Origin of the sequence: Variovorax sp. SG517 (genome assembly GCF_013376045.1) — a bacterium.
Taxonomy (GTDB): Bacteria; Pseudomonadota; Gammaproteobacteria; order Burkholderiales; family Burkholderiaceae_C; genus Variovorax.
In genome coordinates this window covers 577,323-596,126 of sequence record NZ_JABMJG010000004.1, presented here as the reverse complement: position 1 = coordinate 596,126, position 18,804 = coordinate 577,323, and the positions used below count along the sequence as shown (strand labels likewise).

The following is an 18,804-nucleotide window of genomic DNA, read 5'->3' as shown; positions in this document are numbered from 1 at the left end:
GCCCTGCGCACGGCACGAAAGCTGCGCAACGCATGCCGCGCCGCCCCCAAGGCGCCGCGCATCCATCAACGACGCACCGGAGACACGCAATGACAGACCCTACCACCGCCCCCACCCGGGCCGCGGCCCAATGGCTCGCCGACTTCGCCGCCGCGCTCGCGCGCAACGACATCGACGCGGCCGCCTCTCTGTTCGAGGCCGACGGCTTCTGGCGCGACCTTGTCGCCTTCACCTGGAACATCCGCACGCAGGAAGGCCCCGATGCCATCCGCGCGATGCTGCAGGCGCGGCTGGCCGACGTGCAGCCCACGGCCTTCGCGGTGGAAGGCGAGGCGACCGAGGCCGATGGCGTGGTCGATGCATGGTTCACCTTCGAGACGCGCGTGGCGCGCGGGCGCGGCCATCTGCGGCTGCGCAACGGCAAGGCCTGGACGCTGCTCACCACCATGACCGAGCTGAAAGGCTTCGAGGAGAAGACGGGCGAGAACCGCATCAAGGGCGCGGAGCACGGCGTGCACAAGGGCCGCCAGACCTGGCTGGAGAAACGCCGCGAGGAGGAGGCCACGCTGGGCTACACCGAGCAGCCGGAGGTGGTGATCATCGGCGGTGGCCAGGGCGGCATCGCGCTGGGGGCGCGGCTGCGGCGGCTGGGCGTGCCGACGATCATCGTGGAGCGCAACGCGAAGGCCGGCGACTCCTGGCGCAGGCGCTACAAGTCGCTGTGCCTGCACGACCCGGTCTGGTACGACCACCTGCCCTACATGCCCTTCCCCGACGACTGGCCGGTGTTCGCGCCCAAGGACAAGATCGGCGACTGGCTGGAGATGTACACGAAGATCATGGAGCTCAACTACTGGAGCTCCACCATCGCGAAGAAGGCGCGCTTCGACGAAGCCTCGCAGCGCTGGGAGGTGACGGTGGAGCGCGAAGGCAAGCCGGTGGTGCTGCGGCCGAGGCAGCTGGTGTTCGCGCTGGGCGTGTCGGGCTACCCCAACGTGCCGAAGATCGCGGGCGCGGAGAACTTCAAGGGCGAGCAGCACCACTCCAGCCAGCACCCCGGGCCCGAGGCCTATGCCGGCAAGAAGTGCGTGGTGCTGGGCTCCAACAACTCGGCGCACGACATCTGCGCCGCCCTGTGGGAGCACGGCGCCGACGTGACGATGGTCCAACGCTCCTCGACGCACATCGCGCCCTCGCAGTCGCTGATGGAACTGGCGCTGGGCGGGCTCTATTCGGAGCAGGCGGTGAAGAACGGCATCGACCACCACAAGGCCGACCTGATCTTCGCGTCGGTGCCCTACAGGATCATGCACACCTTCCACATCCCGGTATACGAGGAGATGAAGAAGCGCGATGCCGACCTGTACGCGCGGCTCGAAAAGGCGGGCTTCATGCTCGACTTCGGCGCCGACGGCTCGGGCCTCTTCATGAAGTACCTGCGGCGCGGCTCGGGCTACTACATCGACGTGGGTGCCTCGGAGCTGGTGGCCAACGGCAGCATCCACCTGAAGAGCGGCGTGAACATCGAGCGGGTGAACGAGCGCTCGGTGACGCTGACCGACGGCACCGAGCTGCCCGCCGATCTGCTGGTGTACGCCACCGGCTACGGTTCGATGAACGGCTGGCTCGCCGACCTGATCTCGCCCGAGATCGCCGACAAGGTCGGCAAGTGCTGGGGCCTGGGCTCCGACACGCCCAAGGACCCGGGCCCGTGGGAAGGCGAGCTGCGCAACATGTGGAAGCCCACGCAGGTCGACAACCTCTGGATCCACGGCGGCAACCTGCACCAGTCGCGGCACTACTCGCAGTTCCTGGCGCTGCAGCTGAAGGCGCGCATGGAGGGGATCGACACGCCGGTGTATGAGCGGGCGGCGTCGCACCATACGCGCTGACTTGGTGTTGTCCCCTCTCCCGCTTGCGGGAGAGGGCCAGGGTGAGGGTGAGTGTCTCGAACGGAGCGCGGCGCTTGCTCGGGCGCCTTGCCCTCACCCCAACCCTCTCCCCGAGGGGAGAGGGAGCGAATCCGCTCACTCGCTGATGAATCGCCGCAGCCCTTCGAGATCGATCACGGTGATGCCGCCGTATTCGATGCGAAGGAAGCCCGCCTCCTTCAGCCGGTTCAGCGCCGCATTGCAGCGCTGGCGCGAGACACCCGAGAGGTTCGCGATCTCTTCCTGCGAGGTCTGCAGGTGCGGCTCGCTCCCCGGGTGCAGCCACGGGTGGAACAGCCCCGCCAGCGCGCGGGCGACCTGGCTGTCGGCGTCGAGCAGGCGATGCGCCGCGTAGTTGCCCATGAACCAGTGCAGCCGCTCGTTGATCTGCTGCAGCAGGAAGTGATCGAAGCCGCGCTGCGTGCGGTGCAGCCACTCGAAGGTTTCCAGCGGCAGCGCCGCCACGCGGCTGGGCCGCAGCGCGATGATGTCGGCCGAGCGCGGCAGCGCGCGCAGCAGCGTGCCCTCGCCGAACCAGCTGCCTACCGAGAGCCCGCCGAAGGTCACGGAGCGGCCGTCGCTCGAGGTGATCGACCACTTGAGCAGGCCCTCGAGCGTGCCGTACCAGTGCAGCGGCGTGTCGCCGCGCCGGCACAGGGCGGCGCCCGCCGCCACCTCGACCTCGCGCATCTCGTCGAGCACGCGCTCGCCCGCGCTCACGTCGAGCAGGGGGAACCAGGCCGAGCCTTGCAGCAGTTGCGGGATCGTCAGCGATGCCGCCCTGGGGGCCGGCTTCGTCGTGGGCATGAAATGAAAGCTCCTGAAGGCGCGGGGTGCGTAAACCCTGAGCCCGAATGTCGTCGCGATGACTGAGTGTGCCTGCGCACCCAAAAATAATAGCGCGGCCCCAATGAAAGACACCAGGAGCCCCCGAGCATGTCGAAGCGCAAAGTGATCGTGACCATCGCCCCCACCGGCGGCATGGCGCACAAGTCGCAGAACCCCCACCTCCCGACCCAGCCCGCCGAGATCGCCGCCGACGTGCTGCGCTGCTGGAACGCCGGCGCCAGCGTGGTCGCCATCCACGCGCGCCGGCCCGACGACGGCGCCACCTGCGACGCCGAGGTGTACCGCGACATCAACAGCCGCATCCGCGCGGGCGGCTGCGACATCGTCATCAACAACTCCACCGGCGGCGGCGTGCACGGCGACATGGTCAAGCCGCTGGCCGGCGACCGCTGGGAGATCGCGTGGGAGGAGCGCATCAAGGGCATGGACGCCGGCGCCGAGATGTGCACCCTCGACGCGACCACGCTGAACCTGAGCTTCGAGGGCAAGCAGATCCTGATGGACACGCCCATCACCCGCGGGCGCGAACTGGCCGCCGGCATGAAGGCGCGCGGCATCAAGCCCGAGTGGGAAGTGTTCAGCCCCACGCACATCCTGCAGGACACGACCACGCTGATCGGCGAGGGCCACGACGACGAGCCCTACTTCATCAACCTGGTGATGAACGTGCACCGCAACTTCCAGAATGCGATGCCGTATTCGCCGCGCTTCCTGCAGATGATGGTCGACACGCTGCCCAAGGGCAGCATCTTCTGCGTGAGCGGCATCGGCCCTTCGCAGCTGGAGGCCAACGTGGCGGCGCTGCTGCTGGGCGGCCATGCGCGCGTGGGCCTGGAGGACAACCTCTACTTCCGCCAGGGCGAGCTGGCTACCAACGTGCAGCTCACCGAGCGCATCGTGCGCGTGATCCGCGAGCTCGACATGGAAGTGGCCACGCCCGCCGAGGCGCGGCAGATGATGGGCCTGCCGCGGGTGGGCACGCCCAGGCCCGAGTTCGCATTGGGCTGAAGGCAGGCGACAGGAAAACGAACGGAGACAAGTACATGAGCAATCTTTCCCGCACCGCCCTGGCCGTGGCACTCGGCGCGGCATTCTTCGCAACGGGCGCCTCGGCCCAGGTGTCCGACGACGTGATCCGCATCGGCTTCATCAGCGACATGTCGGGCATCTACCGCGACTACGACGGACCGGCCGGCGCCGAGGCGATCCGCATGGCCATCGCCGACATGGGCGGCGCCATCGACGGCAGGAAGATCGAGCTGGTCACGGCCGACCACCAGAACAAGCCCGACATCGCCGCCGCCAAGGCGCGGGAGTGGTTCGACGTGCAGAAGGTCGACATGCTGATCGCCGGCGTCAACTCGGGCGCGGCCATCGCCATGGCGGGCGTGGCGGCCGACAAGAAGAAGCCCTACTTCGTGGTGGGCTCGGGGGCCTCGGGCCTCACCAACGAGTACTGCTCGCCATACACGGTGCACTACGCCTACGACACGGTGGCCATGGCGCGCGGCACCGCGAGTGCGGTGGTCAAGGCCGGCGGCAAGAGCTGGTATTTCGTGACGGCTGACTACGCCTTCGGCGCGGCGCTGCAGAACGACGCCACGAAGACGGTGCAGGCCGCGGGCGGCACGGTGGCGGGCTCGGTGAAGCATCCGCTGGGCGCGAGCGACTTCTCGTCGTTCATGCTGCAGGCGCAGAGCTCGAAGGCGCAGGTGCTGGCGCTGGCGCTGGCCAACGCGGGCGGCGACACGGTCAACGCGATCAAGTCGGCGGCGGAGTTCGGCATCGGCAAGAACATGAAGCTGGCGGGCATGATCATCACCATCAACGACGTGCACGCGCTGGGCCTGAAGGCGTCGCAGGGCATGTACCTCACCGACAGCTGGTACTGGAACCAGAGCCCCGAGTCGCGCGAATGGGCGCGCCGCTTCTTCGACAGGCACAAGCGCATGCCCTCCTCCTTCCATGCCGGCGACTACTCGGCAGCGCTGCAATATCTGCAGGCGGTAAAGGCCGCGGGCAGCGACGACGCCGACAAGGTGATGGCCCAGTTGCGCAAGACGAAGTTCAATGACATGTTCGTCAAGGGCGGCTGGCTGCGCGAAGACGGGCTGATGGTGCACGACATGCACCTGATGCAGGTGAAGACGCCAGCCGAGTCGAAGGAGCCCTGGGACTACTACAAGGTGGTCGAGCCGATCCACGGCGAGGCCGCATGGACCACGAAGGCGGAGAGCCGCTGCGCGCGGTGGAAATCGACATGAGCACATCCTCGGACATCCAGCGCGTGGCGGTGGTCGGCACCGGCGTGATCGGCGCGAGCTGGGCCGCGCACTTCCTCGCGCACGGGCTCGACGTGAACGCGACCGACCCCTCGCCCGGCGCGGAAGAGCGGCTGCGCGAAGCCGTGGCGAAGCACTGGCCCACGCTGGAGCGCTTCGGCCTCACGCCGGGTGCCTCCATCGAACGCCTGCGCTTCCACGACAGCCTGGAAGACGCCGTCTCGGTGGCCGACTTCGTCCAGGAGAACGGCCCCGAGCGCATGGATTTCAAGATCGACCTGTTCCGCCGCATGGACGCAGCCGCGCCACCGGAGACGATCCTTGCATCGAGCTCCTCGGGCCTCGCAATCAGCGGCGTGCAGTCGGGCTGCGCGCATCCGCAGCGCGTGGTGCTGGGGCATCCGTTCAACCCGCCGCACCTGATCCCGCTGGTGGAGGTGATCGGCGGCGAACAGACCTCGGCCGAGGCCATCGAGCGCACCATGGCCTTCTACGCAGCCATCGGCAAGCGGCCGATCCACGTGAAGCGCGAGGTGAAAGGCCACATCGCGAACCGGCTGCAGGCGGCGCTGTGGCGCGAAGCCTTCCACCTCGTCGACCAGGGCGTGGCTAGCGTGGCCGACATCGACACGGCCATCGCGCACGGGCCCGGCCTGCGCTGGGCAGTGATGGGGCCGTTCATGAACCTGCATCTCTCTGGCGGCGCGGACGGTATCGAGCATGTGCTTGCGCACCTGGGCGGGCCGATCGAGGACTGGTGGAAGGACCTGGGGGCGCCGTCGGTGACGGCGGAGCTGAAGAAGAAGGTGAAGGAAGGTGTCGACGAGGAACTGGGGCAACGCTACACAGCGGATCTCGAAGCGGCGCGCGACACCCTGCTGTTAAACCTGATTCGCGCGAAGGCCGATAGCGGCAAGCTCGACTAGACAGAGGCCTCGTTTAACTCTTGTCGTGTTGTGAGCGCCCGGTTCGGGGTGCGCTCACGACGACGGGGTACCTTGCTCCGCGAATGTCCCCCGGGCTTCGCCCTCCTCCTTTATTTCGCTCCGCAAGGCACCCCGTCGTCGTGATCGCTCAACGCACTTGTTGACTGAGCAGCACACGGCAGCGCTTGTTGTGCACAGGGTGCCGGGTGCTCCCCGCAGCGAAATAAAGGAGGAGGGGCGTAGCCCCGGGGGACATTCGCGGAGGGGAGTACCCGGTGGCCTGTGCACGCACCCCGAACAAAAACCCGGACTAAAGAAATGACCGACTTCCTCAACGACGAAACCCTGATCGCTCCACCCCGCACGGTGCGCATCGACTTCGACGACGGCTCCTTCGCGCTGCGTTCGCCGATGACGCTGAAGCCGTATGCGCGCTGCATCGGCGAATGGATCGAACGCTGGGCGAGCGAGACACCCGACGCGCTGGCCTTCGCTGAACGCGACGAGAGCGGCGAAAACTGGCGCAAGCTCGACTACCGCGCATTGCGCCAAATAGTCGGCTCAGTGGCACAAGGCCTGCTCGACCTGAACCTGCCGGCGGGCCAGCCGGTCGTGATCCTCTCGGACAACGCCATCGACCACGCGGTCCTGATGCTCGCGGCCATGCACATCGGCCGCACTGCCTGCTCGCTGTCCAGCGCCTACTCCCGCATGGCGAAGGACCCGTCGCGGCTGCACGGCATGCTGCAGGCGCTGAAGCCCGCGCTGATCTATGCATCCGACGCGAAGGTGTACGGCGGCTCGCTCGCGGGTTGCGGCGTCGAAGCGTTTACGGTGTTCAGCCGCAACGCCGATGCTCATCCCGGTGCAATGTCATTCGATCAGTTGCTCGCGGCGAAGGAAACGCCCGCCGTGATGCAGGCTTTCGCTAACGTGCGGCCCGACACGCACGCCAAGTACCTGCTGACTTCCGGCTCCACCGGCAAGCCCAAGGTGGTCATCAACACGCACCGCATGCTGTGCGCCAACCAGCAGATGATGGCGCAGACTTGGCGCTTCCTTTCGCAGGAGAAGCCGGTGCTGGTCGACTGGCTGCCCTGGAGCCACACCTTCGGCGCCAACCACAACCTGCACATGGTGCTGTGCCACGGCGGCGCGCTCTACATCGACGAGGGTCGGCCAGCGCCCGGGCTGATCGAGAAGACGGTGCGCAACCTGCGCGAGGTGAAGCCCACGCTGCTGTTCAACGTGCCGCGCGGCTTCGACATGCTGCTGCCCTTCCTGGAGGCCGACGATGCGCTGGCCGCCGAGGTGTTCTCGCGGCTGCGCCTTGCCTTCTACGCGGCGGCGGCGCTTGCGCCCTCCACCTGGCAGAGGCTCGAGGCGGTGGCCCGGCGCGTGCGGCCCGAGCGGCCGCTGTGGCTCACCACCTCGTGGGGTGCGACGGAGACCTCGCCCGCCATCACCTCGGCGCACTGGCAGCTCGACGGCGCCGGCTGCATCGGCGCGCCGCTGCCGGGGCTGGAGCTGAAGTTCGTGCCCAATGGCGAGAAGCTGGAGATGCGCGTCAAGGGTGTGTCGGTGTTTCCCGGCTACCGCGACGCACCGCGCGAAACGGCGCAGGCCTTCGATGAAGAAGGCTACTACCGCATCGGCGACGCCGGCTTCCTGGCCGACCCTTCGCAGCCCGCGCAGGGCGTGATCTTCGACGGCCGCGTGGCGGAAGACTTCAAGCTCTCCAGCGGCACCTGGGTGTCGGTGGGCACGCTGCGCGTGAAGCTGGTGTCGATGCTCGCGCCGCACGTGCAGGACATCGTGCTCACCGGCCACGACCGCGACGAGATCGGCATGCTGGTCTTCGCGAGCCCCCAGGGCGCCGCGCTCTCGCCGCAGGCGCTGGGCGATCGCATCGCCGCCGTGATGCGATCGCTGCGCGACGAAGGCGCGGGCTCGTCGCAATGCCCCGCCTGCGCGCTGGTGCTGTCGGAGCCGCCGAGCCTCGACGCGGGCGAGATCACCGACAAGGGCTACATCAACCAGCGCGCCGTGCTCATGCGGCGCGCGGCCGAGGTCGAGCGGCTGCATGCTCGCTCGCCTGCCGGTGCCGACGCGCAGGTGGTGCGGCTCGAGGGCTGACTTTCCGCCGAGGGCAGGCGTTCAGGCCTGCTCGAACAGGTCGAGCAGCGTGTTCTTCAGCCACCGGTGCAGGCCCGAGCTCTCGTTGCGCTGGTGCCAGAAGAGTTCGATGATGCGCGGTGGCGCTTCCAGCGGAACGGGCATCTTGCGCAGGCCCGTCAGGCGCGGCGGCTCGAACTTCTCCGACCACGGCAGCACGGCGATCAGGTCGGAGCGGCGCACCACCTCGTAGGCCGCGCCGTAGTGGTTCACCGTCGCGACCAGGTTGCGCTGCAGCCCGCGGCTGCGCAGGAACAGGTCGTAGGTGGGCGTGGTCTTGCCGACCAGGCTCACGTCCACGTGGCGCGCGGCAAGAAACTTCTTCAGCGGGATCCTCTCGGCGCGCGCCAGCGGATGGCCCGCCCGCATGATGCAGACGAAGTCGGGCGACCACAGCGCCCGCGACTTGAGGAACGCCGGCCTCCGCACCTCTTCGTTGTAGACGCTGATGGCGAAGTCGGCCTTGTTGTCGGCCAGCACCGGGCCGAAGTCGACCAGCGTGTTGGGAATGGCGTGGACCTGCATCGACGGCGCGACCTTGCCCAGCCTCTGCGCCAGCCGCGGCACCACGATGGACGCCACGTAGTCGGACATGGCGATGCTCACGCTCGCCGTGCTGCGCAGCGCATCGAAGTGCTCGACGTCCATGGTCGCGCGGATCGCCTGCAGCGACTGCGACAGCGGCTCCCACAGGTCGATGGCGCGCCGCGTCGGGTTGACGCCCGCGCCGCTGCGCACGAAGAGCGGATCGTCGAAGGTGTCGCGCAGCCGGCGCAGCGCGTTGCTCACGGCCGGCTGCGTCAGCGACAGCTTGCCGGCCGCGCGCGTGACGTTGCCTTCGGTCATGAGCGCCTCGAACACCTTGAGCAGGTTGAGGTCGGCATTGCGGTAGTTCATGGCGTGCCCCGTCCGGTCATTTCATTCACTGGGTCAATGAACACAATCACGCATATAAATTTGTCGTGATATCCCCGCGATCCTACGATCTGCCGCTTCGCCACCGTTGCTCTTTCAACGCACCACCGAAGTCGAGGGATTCACATGACCATGCTGTCTGCCCGCATCGAGCGCCTGCCGTTCTCCGGCTTTCACCGGCGCCTGCTCCTCATGGGAGGACTGGGCTACACCTTCGATGCAATGGATGCAGCCGTAATCGCCTTCGTGCTGCCGGTGCTGCGCACCGAATGGGGGCTCGGCAGTGTGCAGATCGGCGTGCTGGCCAGCGCGAACTTCATCGGCTTCTTCTTCGGCGCGCTCGCGGCCGGCACCTGCGGCGACCTGTTCGGGCGGCGCAAGGTGATGATGTCGGCACTGGCGATCTACTGCGTGGCCTCGCTCTTCAGCGGCATGGTCGACAGCTGGACGGTATTCCTCGGCCTGCGCATCGTGGCCGGCTTCGGCGCGGGGGCCGAGAGCGCGATCATCGCGCCCTACCTGTCGGAGTTCGTGGCGCGCCGCTACCGCGGCACCTTCACCGGGGCGCTGGCGGGCTTCTTCTCGTTCGGCTTCGTGGCGGCGGCGCTGCTGGGCTACTTCATCGTGCCGGCGCACCCGCAGGGCTGGCGCATCGTGATCTTCATCACCGCGCTGCCGGTGCTGCTCTTGCTGTGGTGGCGCCGCGCGCTGCCGGAGTCGCCGCGCTGGCTCGAGAGCCAAGGCCGGCAGGCCGAGGCCGACACCATCGTCGACGCGATGGAATCCGACATGGCGCGCCGCGGCCTCGCGCTGCCTGCCCTCAACGCCGAGGACGTGGCCGCGCCGCCGCCCAGCAGCAGCCGCGGCAGCCTGCTGAAGAACTACGCCACGCTGGTTTCCAGCAAGCTCATGCGCATCAGCGTCATGACCTGGCTGATGTGGCTGTCGATCACCTTCAGCTACTACTCGTTCTTCACCTGGATCCCGAGCCTGCTGATCCAGAACGGCATGACCATCACCAAGAGCTTCGGCTATTCGCTGGTGATGTACCTGGCGCAGATCCCGGGCTACTTCTCGGCCGCCTGGCTCAACGAGAAGATCGGCCGGCAGGCCACCATCGTGGCCTACATGCTGCTGGGCGGCATCGCAGCGCTGGGGCTGGCCTTCACGCACAGCGACACGCAGATCATGGCGGCGGGCGTGCTGCTGTCCTTCTTCATGAACGGCACCTACGCGGGCGTCTATGCCTACACGCCCGAAGTGTTCCCGACGCAGGTGCGCGCCACCGGCGCGGGGCTGGCGTCGGCCATCGGGCGCATCGGCGGCATCACGGCGCCGATCCTGGTCGGCTTCGTGTATCCGGCGCTGGGCTTCGCGGGCGTGTTCGGCATGACGACGGCCGTACTGCTGCTGGGCGCCGCGGCCGTCACCTTCATGGGCATTCCCACGCGCGGCCGTTCGCTCGAAGACATCGCGGCCGCCGAGCTTTCCTGAACGACAAGCGAGATCCATGCAACCAAGGAATCTTCTTCTGGACGAATCGCTGTCGGCCGTCGCGCTCGCGCACGCCGACACGCAGCAGCCGCACGCCACCTTCGACGCGATCGACAAGGCGCTGGCCTCGACCATCGGCCACAGGCTCTTCACCATCCTGGTCCACCACCGCGAGGCGCGCGAGTCGGAGCGTATCTACACCAACATGCGCGAGGCCTACCCGGTGGGCGGGCGAAAGCCGATCACCGATTCGCCGTGGATGCGGCAGGTGATGCAACGCGGCCTGCCCTACATCGGGCGCACCGCCGACGACCTGCGCGACGTGTTCTACGACCATGAACTCATCGTGTCGCTGGGCTGCCGCAGCGTGCTGAACATTCCGCTGCGCTGGCGCGGCGAGACGCTGGGAACGCTCAACATGCTGCACGAGGAGAATTGGTACGACGACGCACACGTCGAGACCGCGCGCGTGTTCGCGCAGCTGGCGGTGCCCGCCGTGATGGAGCAACAGACCAAGGAGTCGCCCGCATGACGAACGCAGTGCTCTTCAGCAACGCCCACCTGCTCGATCCGCAGCGCACCGAGCTGCTGGAAGACCATCACGTCCTCGTCGAGGACGGCGTGGTCCGCGAGGTTTCGGACAAGCCGATCCGCAGCGCCTCGGCCCGCGTCGTCGACGTGAAGGGCCGCACGGTGATGCCCGGCCTCATCGACCTGCACGTGCACGTGATCGCGGTGGAGCTCAATCTCTCGCGGCAGGTGCACATGCCCAACGTGCTGGTGACGCTGCGCAGCGTGCCGATCTTGCGCGGCATGCTGCGCCGAGGCTTCACCACGGTGCGCGATGCGGGCGGCGCGGGCTTCGCGTTCAAGCAGGCGATCGACGCGGGGCTGGCGCAGGGCCCGCGCCTGTTCGTCTCGGGCCGCGCGCTGAGCCAGACCGGCGGCCACGGCGACATGCGCGCGCGCTCCGACTACCTCAGCAGCAACAACGACGGCGCCTGCGCCACCTGCGTGCGCGTCGGCGCGCTGGCCCGCGTGGCCGACGGCGTGGACGCGGTGCGCAAGGCGGTGCGCGAGGAACTGCAGATGGGCGCGGACCAGATCAAGATCATGGCCTCCGGCGGCGTGGCCTCGCCCACCGACCCGGTGGGCGCCTTCGGCTACAGCGAGGACGAGATCCGCGCCATCGTCGCCGAGGCCGAGGGGCGCGGCACCTACGTGATGGCGCACGCGTACACCGCCGCGGCCATCGCGCGCGCGGTGCGCTGCGGCGTGCGCACCATCGAGCACGGCAACCTCGTCGATGCACCGACGGCCGGACTCATGGCGGAGCTGGACGCCTACGTGGTGCCGACGCTCGTCACCTACGACGCGCTGGCCAACGAGGGCGAGAGCCTCGGCCTGCCGTCCGAGAGCGTGGCCAAGGTGGCCAGCGTGCGCGAAGCGGGCCTGCGCTCGCTGGAGATCTACAAGGCCGCGGGCGTGAAGATGGGCTACGGCTCCGACCTGCTGGGCGAATCGCAGCGCCTGCAGAGCGACGAGTTCCGCCTGCGCGCCGAGGTGCTGTCGCCGGCCGAAGCCATCGCCAGCGCGACCACCGTGGGCGCCGAGGTGCTGGGCATGGGCGACCGGCTGGGCCGGCTGGTGCCCGGCGCCCTGGCCGACCTGCTGGTGGTGGACGGCAACCCGCTGCGCGACATCGGCTGCCTGCTGGGCCAGGGCGAGCGCATTCCGCTGGTCATGAAGGAAGGCGTGGTGCAGTTCGACGAACTGGCCAACCTGCACTGAAGCGGCGCCCCAGGGGCTACGGCTGCGCCAGCCACTTGCGCCACAGCACCAGCGCCTTGTCCTGGTAGCGCCGGGTGGCGGCGAGTAGCGCGGCGCGCGGCTTGGGCGACATCAGCTCGGCCGGCAGCAGCGGATCGCGGATGAGGTGCCCGATCACGGCGCGGCCCAGCAGCAGCGACTCGCGCGTCGCGGTCTCGAGCTTCTGGGTGCGCAGGCGCTTCTCGCTGCGTTCCAGGCCGGCCTGCAGGCGACGGTAATCGGCTTCGAGCGTGCGCACGTTCCACAGCTTGCGCGCGGCGGCCTGCGCGGCATCGTCGAGGTCGGCCAGCCGGAACACCAGCGCGCTCGGCGCGAGCCCCAGTGCCGCCAGCTGCGCGCGTTCGGCCTCCAGCCCTCCGGCGAGGTTGTCGGGCCGGATCTGCAGGCCCGGCCGCAGCGCCGCGAAACCGCGCAGCGAGAGCGCGAGCGCGTGATGGCGCCACGCGGTCTTGTCGGTGCGCGAGACGCCCGCGTCGTGCACGGCGAGCCAGTCGCCGCGCCATGCGACCGCCTGCGCCTGCTTGTGGCGCCAGTCGTCGACCGCGCGTGCAAGCGCCGCGCCTCGCCGGTCGAGCGAGTAGCTGCCGCGCTCGCCGCGGGCGATCTTGCCCTCGGCCGCCAGCCGCGTCAGGCCCACGCGCAGGGTCGACTCGCCGATGCCCATGAGCGCGCCCGCGCGGCACAGCGACTGCGCGCTGAGCGTGCCGCCGTCGGCCACGAGCAGGTCGAGAATCAGGTCGGGGGCGCTGGGGACCGCCACCGGCACATTACATATTTTGTCCATCGTTGCGAAATGAAGAAATATTTCCTACGATGGGATTTTGCCCCGGAAGGACCTGTGCATGGCCATGCAATACGTGAGCTGCGACACAGATGGCGCCGTCTGCACCATCACCCTGAACCGGCCCGGCAAACGCAACGCGGTGGATGGCCTGGTCGCGGCCGAACTGCGCGAGGCCTTCGGCCGGTTCGAGGCCGAAGATGCGCTGCGCGTCGCCGTGCTGACCGGCGCGGGCGGCCACTTCTGCGCGGGCGCCGACTTCACCGCCGTGGGCGACCCGGCCCGCCGAAACGAGCTCGACCCCGAAGGCGGCGGCAGCGGCCCGATGGGGCCGACGCGCATGGCGCTGTCGAAGCCGCTGATTGCGGCGGTGAACGGCTTCGCGGTGGCCGGCGGCCTCGAGCTCGCGCTGCTGGCCGACCTGCGCGTGGCCGACGAAGACGCGGTGTTCGGTGTGTTCTGCCGCCGCTGGGGCGTACCGCTGATCGACGGCGGCACCGTGCGGCTGCCGCGCATCGTGGGCATGGGGCGCGCGCTCGACATGATCCTCACGGGCCGTGCGGTGGGCGCGCCCGAAGCGCTGGCGATGGGCCTGGTCAACCGCATGACGCCACCCGGCGGCGCGCTGGCCGCGGCGCAGCAGCTGGCACGCGAGCTCGTCGACTTTCCGCAGCAATGCATGCTGGCCGACCGCCGCTCCGCCTACGAGCAATGGGACATGCCGCTGGCCGAGGCGCTGCGCCGCGAGGGCGCGCGGGGCGTGCCGGTGGTCTTCGCGGAGGGCGCATCCGGTGCCGCGCGCTTCGCCGGCGGCGCGGGCCGGCACGGGGATTTCGGGCGTTGAGGAAGCCGCGGGCGCTCAGCCCGCCTGCCGGCGCAGCGCGACGCGCAGCGCCTTGGCGAAGCGCGGATCGGCCATGGCGCCCACGTTGAAGCGCGACCAGCGCGACACCTGCGTCGAGTCGACGCTGAAGATGCGCCCCGGCGCCATCACGATCTTGCGCGGCAGCAGCTCCTTCGCGAAGGCCAGCGAGTCGGCCACGCCGGGTAGCGCGGCCCACACGTAGAGCGACTGCGGGGTGCGCGCGAATACTTCCGCGTCGACCGATTCGAAGAGCCTGATTGCATTGCGCGTGGCCTCGCCCAGCCGCGTCTGCAGGCGGTTGAGGTGCCGCTGGTAGTGGCCCTCGCTCAGGATGACGTCGACCGTGCGCTCGCAGTATTCGGAGCTGCTCACGTGGATCAGCGCCTTCAGGTCGGCCAGGTCGCTCGCCAGGTCCGCGCCGCAGGCGATGAAGCCCACGCGCAGCGCCGCCGAGAACGACTTGGAGAAGCTGCCGATGTAGATGGTGCGCTCCAGCTGGTCGAGCGCGGCCAGGCGCGGCAGCGAGGTGGGCTTGAAGTCGGCCAGCGGGTCGTTCTCGACGATCAGCAGGTCGTGCTTCTGCGCGAGCTGCAGCACGCGGAATGCCTTGGCGGGAGAGATGTCGGAGCCGGTGGGGTTGTGCGCGATCGACTGCGTGAAGAACAGGCGCGGCCGCTCGGCCACGAGCAGGCGCTCCAGCGCCTCGAGGTCGGGCCCGTCGGCCAGGCGCGGCACGCCCAGCACCTGGGCGCCCGCGAGCTTGAGCTTGCCGAACAGCGGGTAGTAGCCCGGGTCGTCCACCAGCACCTTGCCGCCGGGCGGCACGAAGTAGCGGACGACGATGTCCATTGCCTCGTTGGCGCCGTGCGTCAGCACGATCTGCCGCGGCTCCGCGCCGATGCCGAAGTCGGCGAGCTTGCGCACCAGGTGATCGCGCAGCGGCGCATAGCCGAAGCGGCTGCCGTAGCGGAAGAGCGCACCGAGCCCCGTGCGGACCACCTTGGGGTGGTACTTGTCGAGCCGCACGTCGGCGAGCCACGCGATCGGCGGGAAGCCATCGCCCACGGCGATCGCGTCGGGCTGCGTCTTGAGCTGCTCGCGCATGAGCCAGACGATGTCCATGGCGCGGCCGAGGCTGCCGGCGTCGTCCTCGGGCGGCTTCGCTGCCTGTTGCTGCTGCGGAGGACGCACGAAGTAGCCCGAGCCGCGCCTGGGCTCCACCAGCCCGCGCGACACCAGCAGCTCGAAGGCGGCCACCACGGTGTTCTTCGCGTAGCCGTGGAGCTGCGCCAGTTCGCGCAGCGAGGGGAGCTTGTCGCCGGCCTTGTAGGCGCCGCTCGCGATCTGGCGCTCGATGGTGTTGGCGAGCGAATCGGCAATGGTCGTCATGGGCGTCGACTGTGACACAGCGGGCACGCAAGGCCGGCTGCTGTCCGCACTGTCCCGACAAACTGTACCTTCCGCCGGCGGTACAGCCGACCTAAATTGCGCGCTCCCGAAACCGACTCCAGAACCTCCTTTCTTTCGAACGAAGAGACACGCAACGATGGTCGCAGACTCACGCATTCCCAATTTCCGCGCACTCGCTCCGGCGCAGCGCCTCGAACATCTCGCGCGCGCCGCGTCGCTCGCCGCCGACGAGACCGCGCTGCTCCAGGCACCCGGCGCCCTCGGCGTGGAACGCGCCAACGGCATGGTCGAGAACGTGATCGGCACCTTCGAGCTGCCGCTGGGCGTGGCCGGCAACTTCACCGTGAACGGCCGCGACTACCTGGTGCCGATGGCGGTGGAAGAACCCTCGGTGGTGGCCGCGGCGTCCTTCATGGCCAAGCTGGCGCGCGAAGGCGGCGGCTTCGAGGCCTCGAGCACCGGCCCGCTGATGCGCGCGCAGGTGCAGGTGATCGGCATCGCCGACCCGTACGGCGCACGGCTCTCGCTGCTGCGGGCGCGCGAGCGAATCCTGGAGGTCGCCAACAGCCGCGACAAGGTGCTCATCGGCCTGGGCGGCGGCTGCCGCGACATCGAGGTGCACGTGTTCGACGACACGCCGCGCGGCCCGATGGTGGTGATGCACCTGGTCGTCGACGTGCGCGACGCGATGGGCGCGAACACCGTCAACACCATGGCCGAGGCGGTGTCGCCGCTGGTCGAGCAGCTCACGGGCGGCACGGTGCGCCTGCGCATCCTCTCGAACCTGGCCGACCTGCGGCTGGCCCGCGCACGCGTGCGGCTCGAACCCGCCGTGCTCGCCACGCGCGAGCGCAGCGGCGAGGAGGTGGTGGAAGGCGTGATCGATGCGTACACCTTCGCGGCCGTCGACCCCTACCGCGCGGCCACGCACAACAAGGGAATCATGAACGGCATCGATCCGGTGATCGTCGCCACGGGCAACGACTGGCGCGCGGTGGAGGCCGGCGCGCATGCGTACGCCTGCCGCAACGGCCGCTACACCTCGCTCACGACCTGGGAGAAGGACAAGCGCGGCGCGCTGGTCGGCACCATCGAGATGCCGATGCCGGTGGGCCTGGTGGGCGGCGCGACGAAGACGCATCCGCTGGCGCGGCTCGCGCTGAAGATCCTCGGCGTGAAGTCGGCGCAGGAACTCGGCGAGGTGGCCGTGGCGGTGGGCCTCGCGCAGAACCTCGGCGCGCTGCGCGCGCTGGCCACCGAAGGCATCCAGCGCGGCCACATGGCGCTGCACGCCCGCAACATCGCGCTGGTGGCGGGCGCCACGGGCGACGAGATCGACGCGGTGGCCAGGCAGATGGCCGCCGAACACGACGTGCGGACCGACCGCGCGGTGGCGCTGCTGGAGGCGCTGCGCAAGAAGTAGGCACGGGCACGACGGACGGCCACAGACAAGACCACGAACAAGACCACAGACGGAGACAAAGAGAAATGAACGCAGAAGAAGCAACGCCCGCCCGCTGGCGGCTGGTGGAGATATGGGGCGACACGGCCGACCTGGGCCACCTCGCATGGTCGATCGCGATCGGCGTCGCGGTGAGCCTCGCGGGCTACCTCGTCGCCAGTCGCGTGCTCGCGGGCACGGTGGGCACGCCCGAGCTGGCGCGGGCCTACGCCATGCTCGCCGGCCTGGGCGGCTGCGTGGTGTCGGGCCTGATCTGCGCGCGGCTGTTCGAGCCGAAGCGCGAGGTGGTCGAGGGAGCGGCGGCCGACCCGCGCTGGCGCGAGGAGGTGCTGGCCGAACTGGCCACCGAGCACGGCGGCCTCGGCTCGATGGACGACCTGCCGCCCGTGGTGGTGCGCGAGATGAAGGAACTCGAGATCCACGAACTGTTCGCGTCGTACGAGCCCCGCGCCCGGCATGCCGAGGGAGTCGAAGGAGCCGCGCAATGATCGACGCCGCGCTCCTGAACCAGATCCTCGTGGCCACCGGCATGGGCCTCGTGGGCGCCGTGGTCTTCGCGGCGATCGGCCTCGTGTCGGGCACCGACGAGACCACCACGCTCGCGCCGCTCACCCTGCTGGTGGTGCTGCTGGGCGTGCCGCCGGTGGGCGTGTTCACCTTCTTCCTGGCGGCGGCCGTCGCCAAGCACATGACGCACGCGGTGCCGACCGCCCTTCTGGGCATTCCGGGCGACACCATGGCCACGCCGCTGCTGCAGGACGCCAACGTGCTGCGCAACCTGGGCGTGCCGCACATCGCGCTGCGCAAGATGGTGTCGGGCGCGATCATCGCGGCCTTCATCGCGGTGCCGCTGGCCGTGCTGTTCGCGGTGCTGCTGGCGCCCTACGGCGCGGCCATCACCAAGGCGGCGCCGTGGATCTTCGTGGCGGCGGCAGTGGCCATCGCGTACTTCTCCAGCGGGCGCTGGGCGTCGGTTGCGACGCTGGCGCCCTTCGTGATGGTGATCGTGGCGCTGCAGGCGCTCACCGGCAAGTACGGCGTGAAGCTCAGCATCAGCTACTTCCTGGGCATTGCCATCGGGCCGCTGGTGGCCGACCTGTTCTCCGTGATCTCGCCCGCCGCGCGGGCCCGCATGAAGCGCGACAAGGTCCGCACCTTCTCGCTGGCGCCCGACGTGAAGGGCTGGTCGGGCTACTTTCCCAATCCGTTCCGGGTGCTCGACCGCGGGCAGGTGAAGTGGACCTTCGCGACGGCGGCGGTCTCCAGCGCCACCTTCGTGTTCAGCCCCGTCGCGATGACGGTGGTGCTGGGCGAGCTGGTCGGCTCGCGCGTGAAGCACGCCTACCACCGGCTCACCACCACGCTGGCCGCGCGCAACGGCGTGACCGAGGCCACCTACATCGCCGAGGCGCTGATCCCGCTGATCGCCATCGGCCTGCCGCTGAGCCCGGTGGCGGCCGGGCCGGCCGCGCCGCTGTTCAACGCACCGCCGGTCTTCACCATCGACGCGGCCAGCGGCCAGACGCACAACCTGCACAACCTGCTGAGCCACTGGGAGTTCCTGGGCTACGGCATGCTGGCGGTGATCCTGGCCGCGCTGGTGGCCTATCCGTTCACCATGAACTTCGCGCGCCGCGCGGCACTGTTCGTCTCGCGCAAGGTGAGCCACGAGGCGATCATCGCGACCTTCGTCGGGCTGATCGTGGTCATCAGCGTGTGGGAAGGCCAGCTGCTCGGGTTGCTGGTGATCCTGACCATGGGGCTGCTGGGCGGGCTGCTGTCGCGCGCGATCGGGTTCAACACCGGCGTGCAGTTCATGGGCTACTACACGGCCGTGCTGACGGTGCCGGCGGCCATCAAGGCCTTTGCCTAGAGTTCGCTCAG

General features: G+C 69.2%; 16 protein-coding genes. 12 read left to right on the top strand and 4 right to left on the bottom strand.

All coding sequences use genetic code 11. The features are described from left to right. Positions 1 to 89: 89 nt before the first annotated feature. Complete coding sequence (locus FHT32_RS15490; protein WP_176665480.1) at positions 90 to 1,892, top strand: NAD(P)/FAD-dependent oxidoreductase; 1,803 nt, start codon at positions 90 to 92, stop codon at positions 1,890 to 1,892. A 135-nt stretch (positions 1,893 to 2,027) separates the two neighbouring features. Here the strand turns inward: FHT32_RS15490 and FHT32_RS15485 are convergent, their stop codons facing one another. Then, positions 2,028 to 2,738 carry a Crp/Fnr family transcriptional regulator gene (locus FHT32_RS15485; protein WP_176665479.1) on the bottom strand — a complete coding sequence of 237 codons (711 nt, stop codon included), beginning with the start codon at positions 2,736 to 2,738 and terminating at the stop codon, positions 2,028 to 2,030. Between the two features lie 129 nt (positions 2,739 to 2,867). Between FHT32_RS15485 and FHT32_RS15480 the strand changes: the two genes are divergently transcribed. From FHT32_RS15480 to FHT32_RS15465, 4 genes are all read left to right on the top strand, one after another. Then, a complete protein-coding gene (locus FHT32_RS15480) occupies positions 2,868 to 3,788 on the top strand; it encodes a 3-keto-5-aminohexanoate cleavage protein (RefSeq protein WP_093195730.1) in 921 nt (306 codons plus the stop codon). A 35-nt stretch (positions 3,789 to 3,823) separates the two neighbouring features. Next, positions 3,824 to 5,044, top strand: coding sequence for an ABC transporter substrate-binding protein (locus FHT32_RS15475; protein ID WP_176665478.1), 1,221 nt, complete (start codon positions 3,824 to 3,826; stop codon positions 5,042 to 5,044). Continuing rightward, complete coding sequence (locus FHT32_RS15470) at positions 5,041 to 5,988, top strand: 3-hydroxyacyl-CoA dehydrogenase NAD-binding domain-containing protein (RefSeq protein WP_176665477.1); 948 nt, start codon at positions 5,041 to 5,043, stop codon at positions 5,986 to 5,988. Before FHT32_RS15475 ends, FHT32_RS15470 begins: the two co-directional genes overlap by 4 nt. 318 nt (positions 5,989 to 6,306) lie before the next feature. Then, positions 6,307 to 8,124: a feruloyl-CoA synthase gene (locus FHT32_RS15465; RefSeq protein ID WP_176665476.1), complete on the top strand. Its 1,818-nt coding sequence runs from the start codon at positions 6,307 to 6,309 to the stop codon at positions 8,122 to 8,124. A gap of 21 nt (positions 8,125 to 8,145) precedes the next feature. On the opposite strand, the gene FHT32_RS15460 is transcribed toward FHT32_RS15465, so the two are convergent. Next, entirely contained in the window at positions 8,146 to 9,060 is a 915-nt protein-coding gene (locus FHT32_RS15460; protein WP_176665475.1) for a LysR family transcriptional regulator, read from the bottom strand. 144 nt (positions 9,061 to 9,204) lie between these two features. Here FHT32_RS15460 and FHT32_RS15455 point away from each other — a divergent pair, with 144 nt between their 5' ends. Genes FHT32_RS15455 through FHT32_RS15445 form a run of 3 tightly spaced genes read left to right on the top strand, consistent with a single transcriptional unit; the run spans position 9,205 to position 12,363 of the window. Next, on the top strand, positions 9,205 to 10,572 hold the full coding sequence (locus FHT32_RS15455) for an MFS transporter (protein ID WP_176665474.1): 1,368 nt from the start codon (positions 9,205 to 9,207) through the stop codon (positions 10,570 to 10,572). Between the two features lie 16 nt (positions 10,573 to 10,588). Next, positions 10,589 to 11,104, top strand: coding sequence for a GAF domain-containing protein (locus FHT32_RS15450; RefSeq protein WP_176665473.1), 516 nt, complete (start codon positions 10,589 to 10,591; stop codon positions 11,102 to 11,104). After that, the gene (locus FHT32_RS15445; protein ID WP_176665472.1) at positions 11,101 to 12,363 is read left to right on the top strand and encodes an amidohydrolase family protein; all 1,263 of its coding nucleotides are present in this window, start codon (positions 11,101 to 11,103) and stop codon (positions 12,361 to 12,363) included. The genes FHT32_RS15450 and FHT32_RS15445 overlap by 4 nt, the downstream gene beginning before the upstream one ends. Before the next feature lie 16 nt (positions 12,364 to 12,379). Here the strand turns inward: FHT32_RS15445 and FHT32_RS15440 are convergent, their stop codons facing one another. Next, positions 12,380 to 13,186, bottom strand: coding sequence for a PaaX family transcriptional regulator (locus FHT32_RS15440; RefSeq protein ID WP_176665471.1), 807 nt, complete (start codon positions 13,184 to 13,186; stop codon positions 12,380 to 12,382). Between the two features lie 58 nt (positions 13,187 to 13,244). Between FHT32_RS15440 and FHT32_RS15435 the strand changes: the two genes are divergently transcribed. Continuing rightward, complete coding sequence (locus FHT32_RS15435) at positions 13,245 to 14,027, top strand: crotonase/enoyl-CoA hydratase family protein (protein ID WP_176665470.1); 783 nt, start codon at positions 13,245 to 13,247, stop codon at positions 14,025 to 14,027. 15 nt (positions 14,028 to 14,042) lie between these two features. On the opposite strand, the gene FHT32_RS15430 is transcribed toward FHT32_RS15435, so the two are convergent. Continuing rightward, on the bottom strand, positions 14,043 to 15,437 hold the full coding sequence (locus tag FHT32_RS15430) for a PLP-dependent aminotransferase family protein (RefSeq protein WP_176665469.1): 1,395 nt from the start codon (positions 15,435 to 15,437) through the stop codon (positions 14,043 to 14,045). Positions 15,438 to 15,594: 157 nt separating this feature from the next. Between FHT32_RS15430 and FHT32_RS15425 the strand changes: the two genes are divergently transcribed. From FHT32_RS15425 to FHT32_RS15415, 3 genes are all read left to right on the top strand, one after another. Beyond that, complete coding sequence (locus tag FHT32_RS15425) at positions 15,595 to 16,881, top strand: hydroxymethylglutaryl-CoA reductase, degradative (RefSeq protein WP_176665468.1); 1,287 nt, start codon at positions 15,595 to 15,597, stop codon at positions 16,879 to 16,881. A gap of 65 nt (positions 16,882 to 16,946) precedes the next feature. After that, on the top strand, positions 16,947 to 17,408 hold the full coding sequence (locus FHT32_RS15420; protein WP_176665467.1) for a hypothetical protein: 462 nt from the start codon (positions 16,947 to 16,949) through the stop codon (positions 17,406 to 17,408). After that, the gene (locus tag FHT32_RS15415; protein ID WP_176665466.1) at positions 17,405 to 18,793 is read left to right on the top strand and encodes a tripartite tricarboxylate transporter permease; all 1,389 of its coding nucleotides are present in this window, start codon (positions 17,405 to 17,407) and stop codon (positions 18,791 to 18,793) included. Before FHT32_RS15420 ends, FHT32_RS15415 begins: the two co-directional genes overlap by 4 nt. The last annotated feature ends 11 nt before the right edge of the window (positions 18,794 to 18,804 follow it).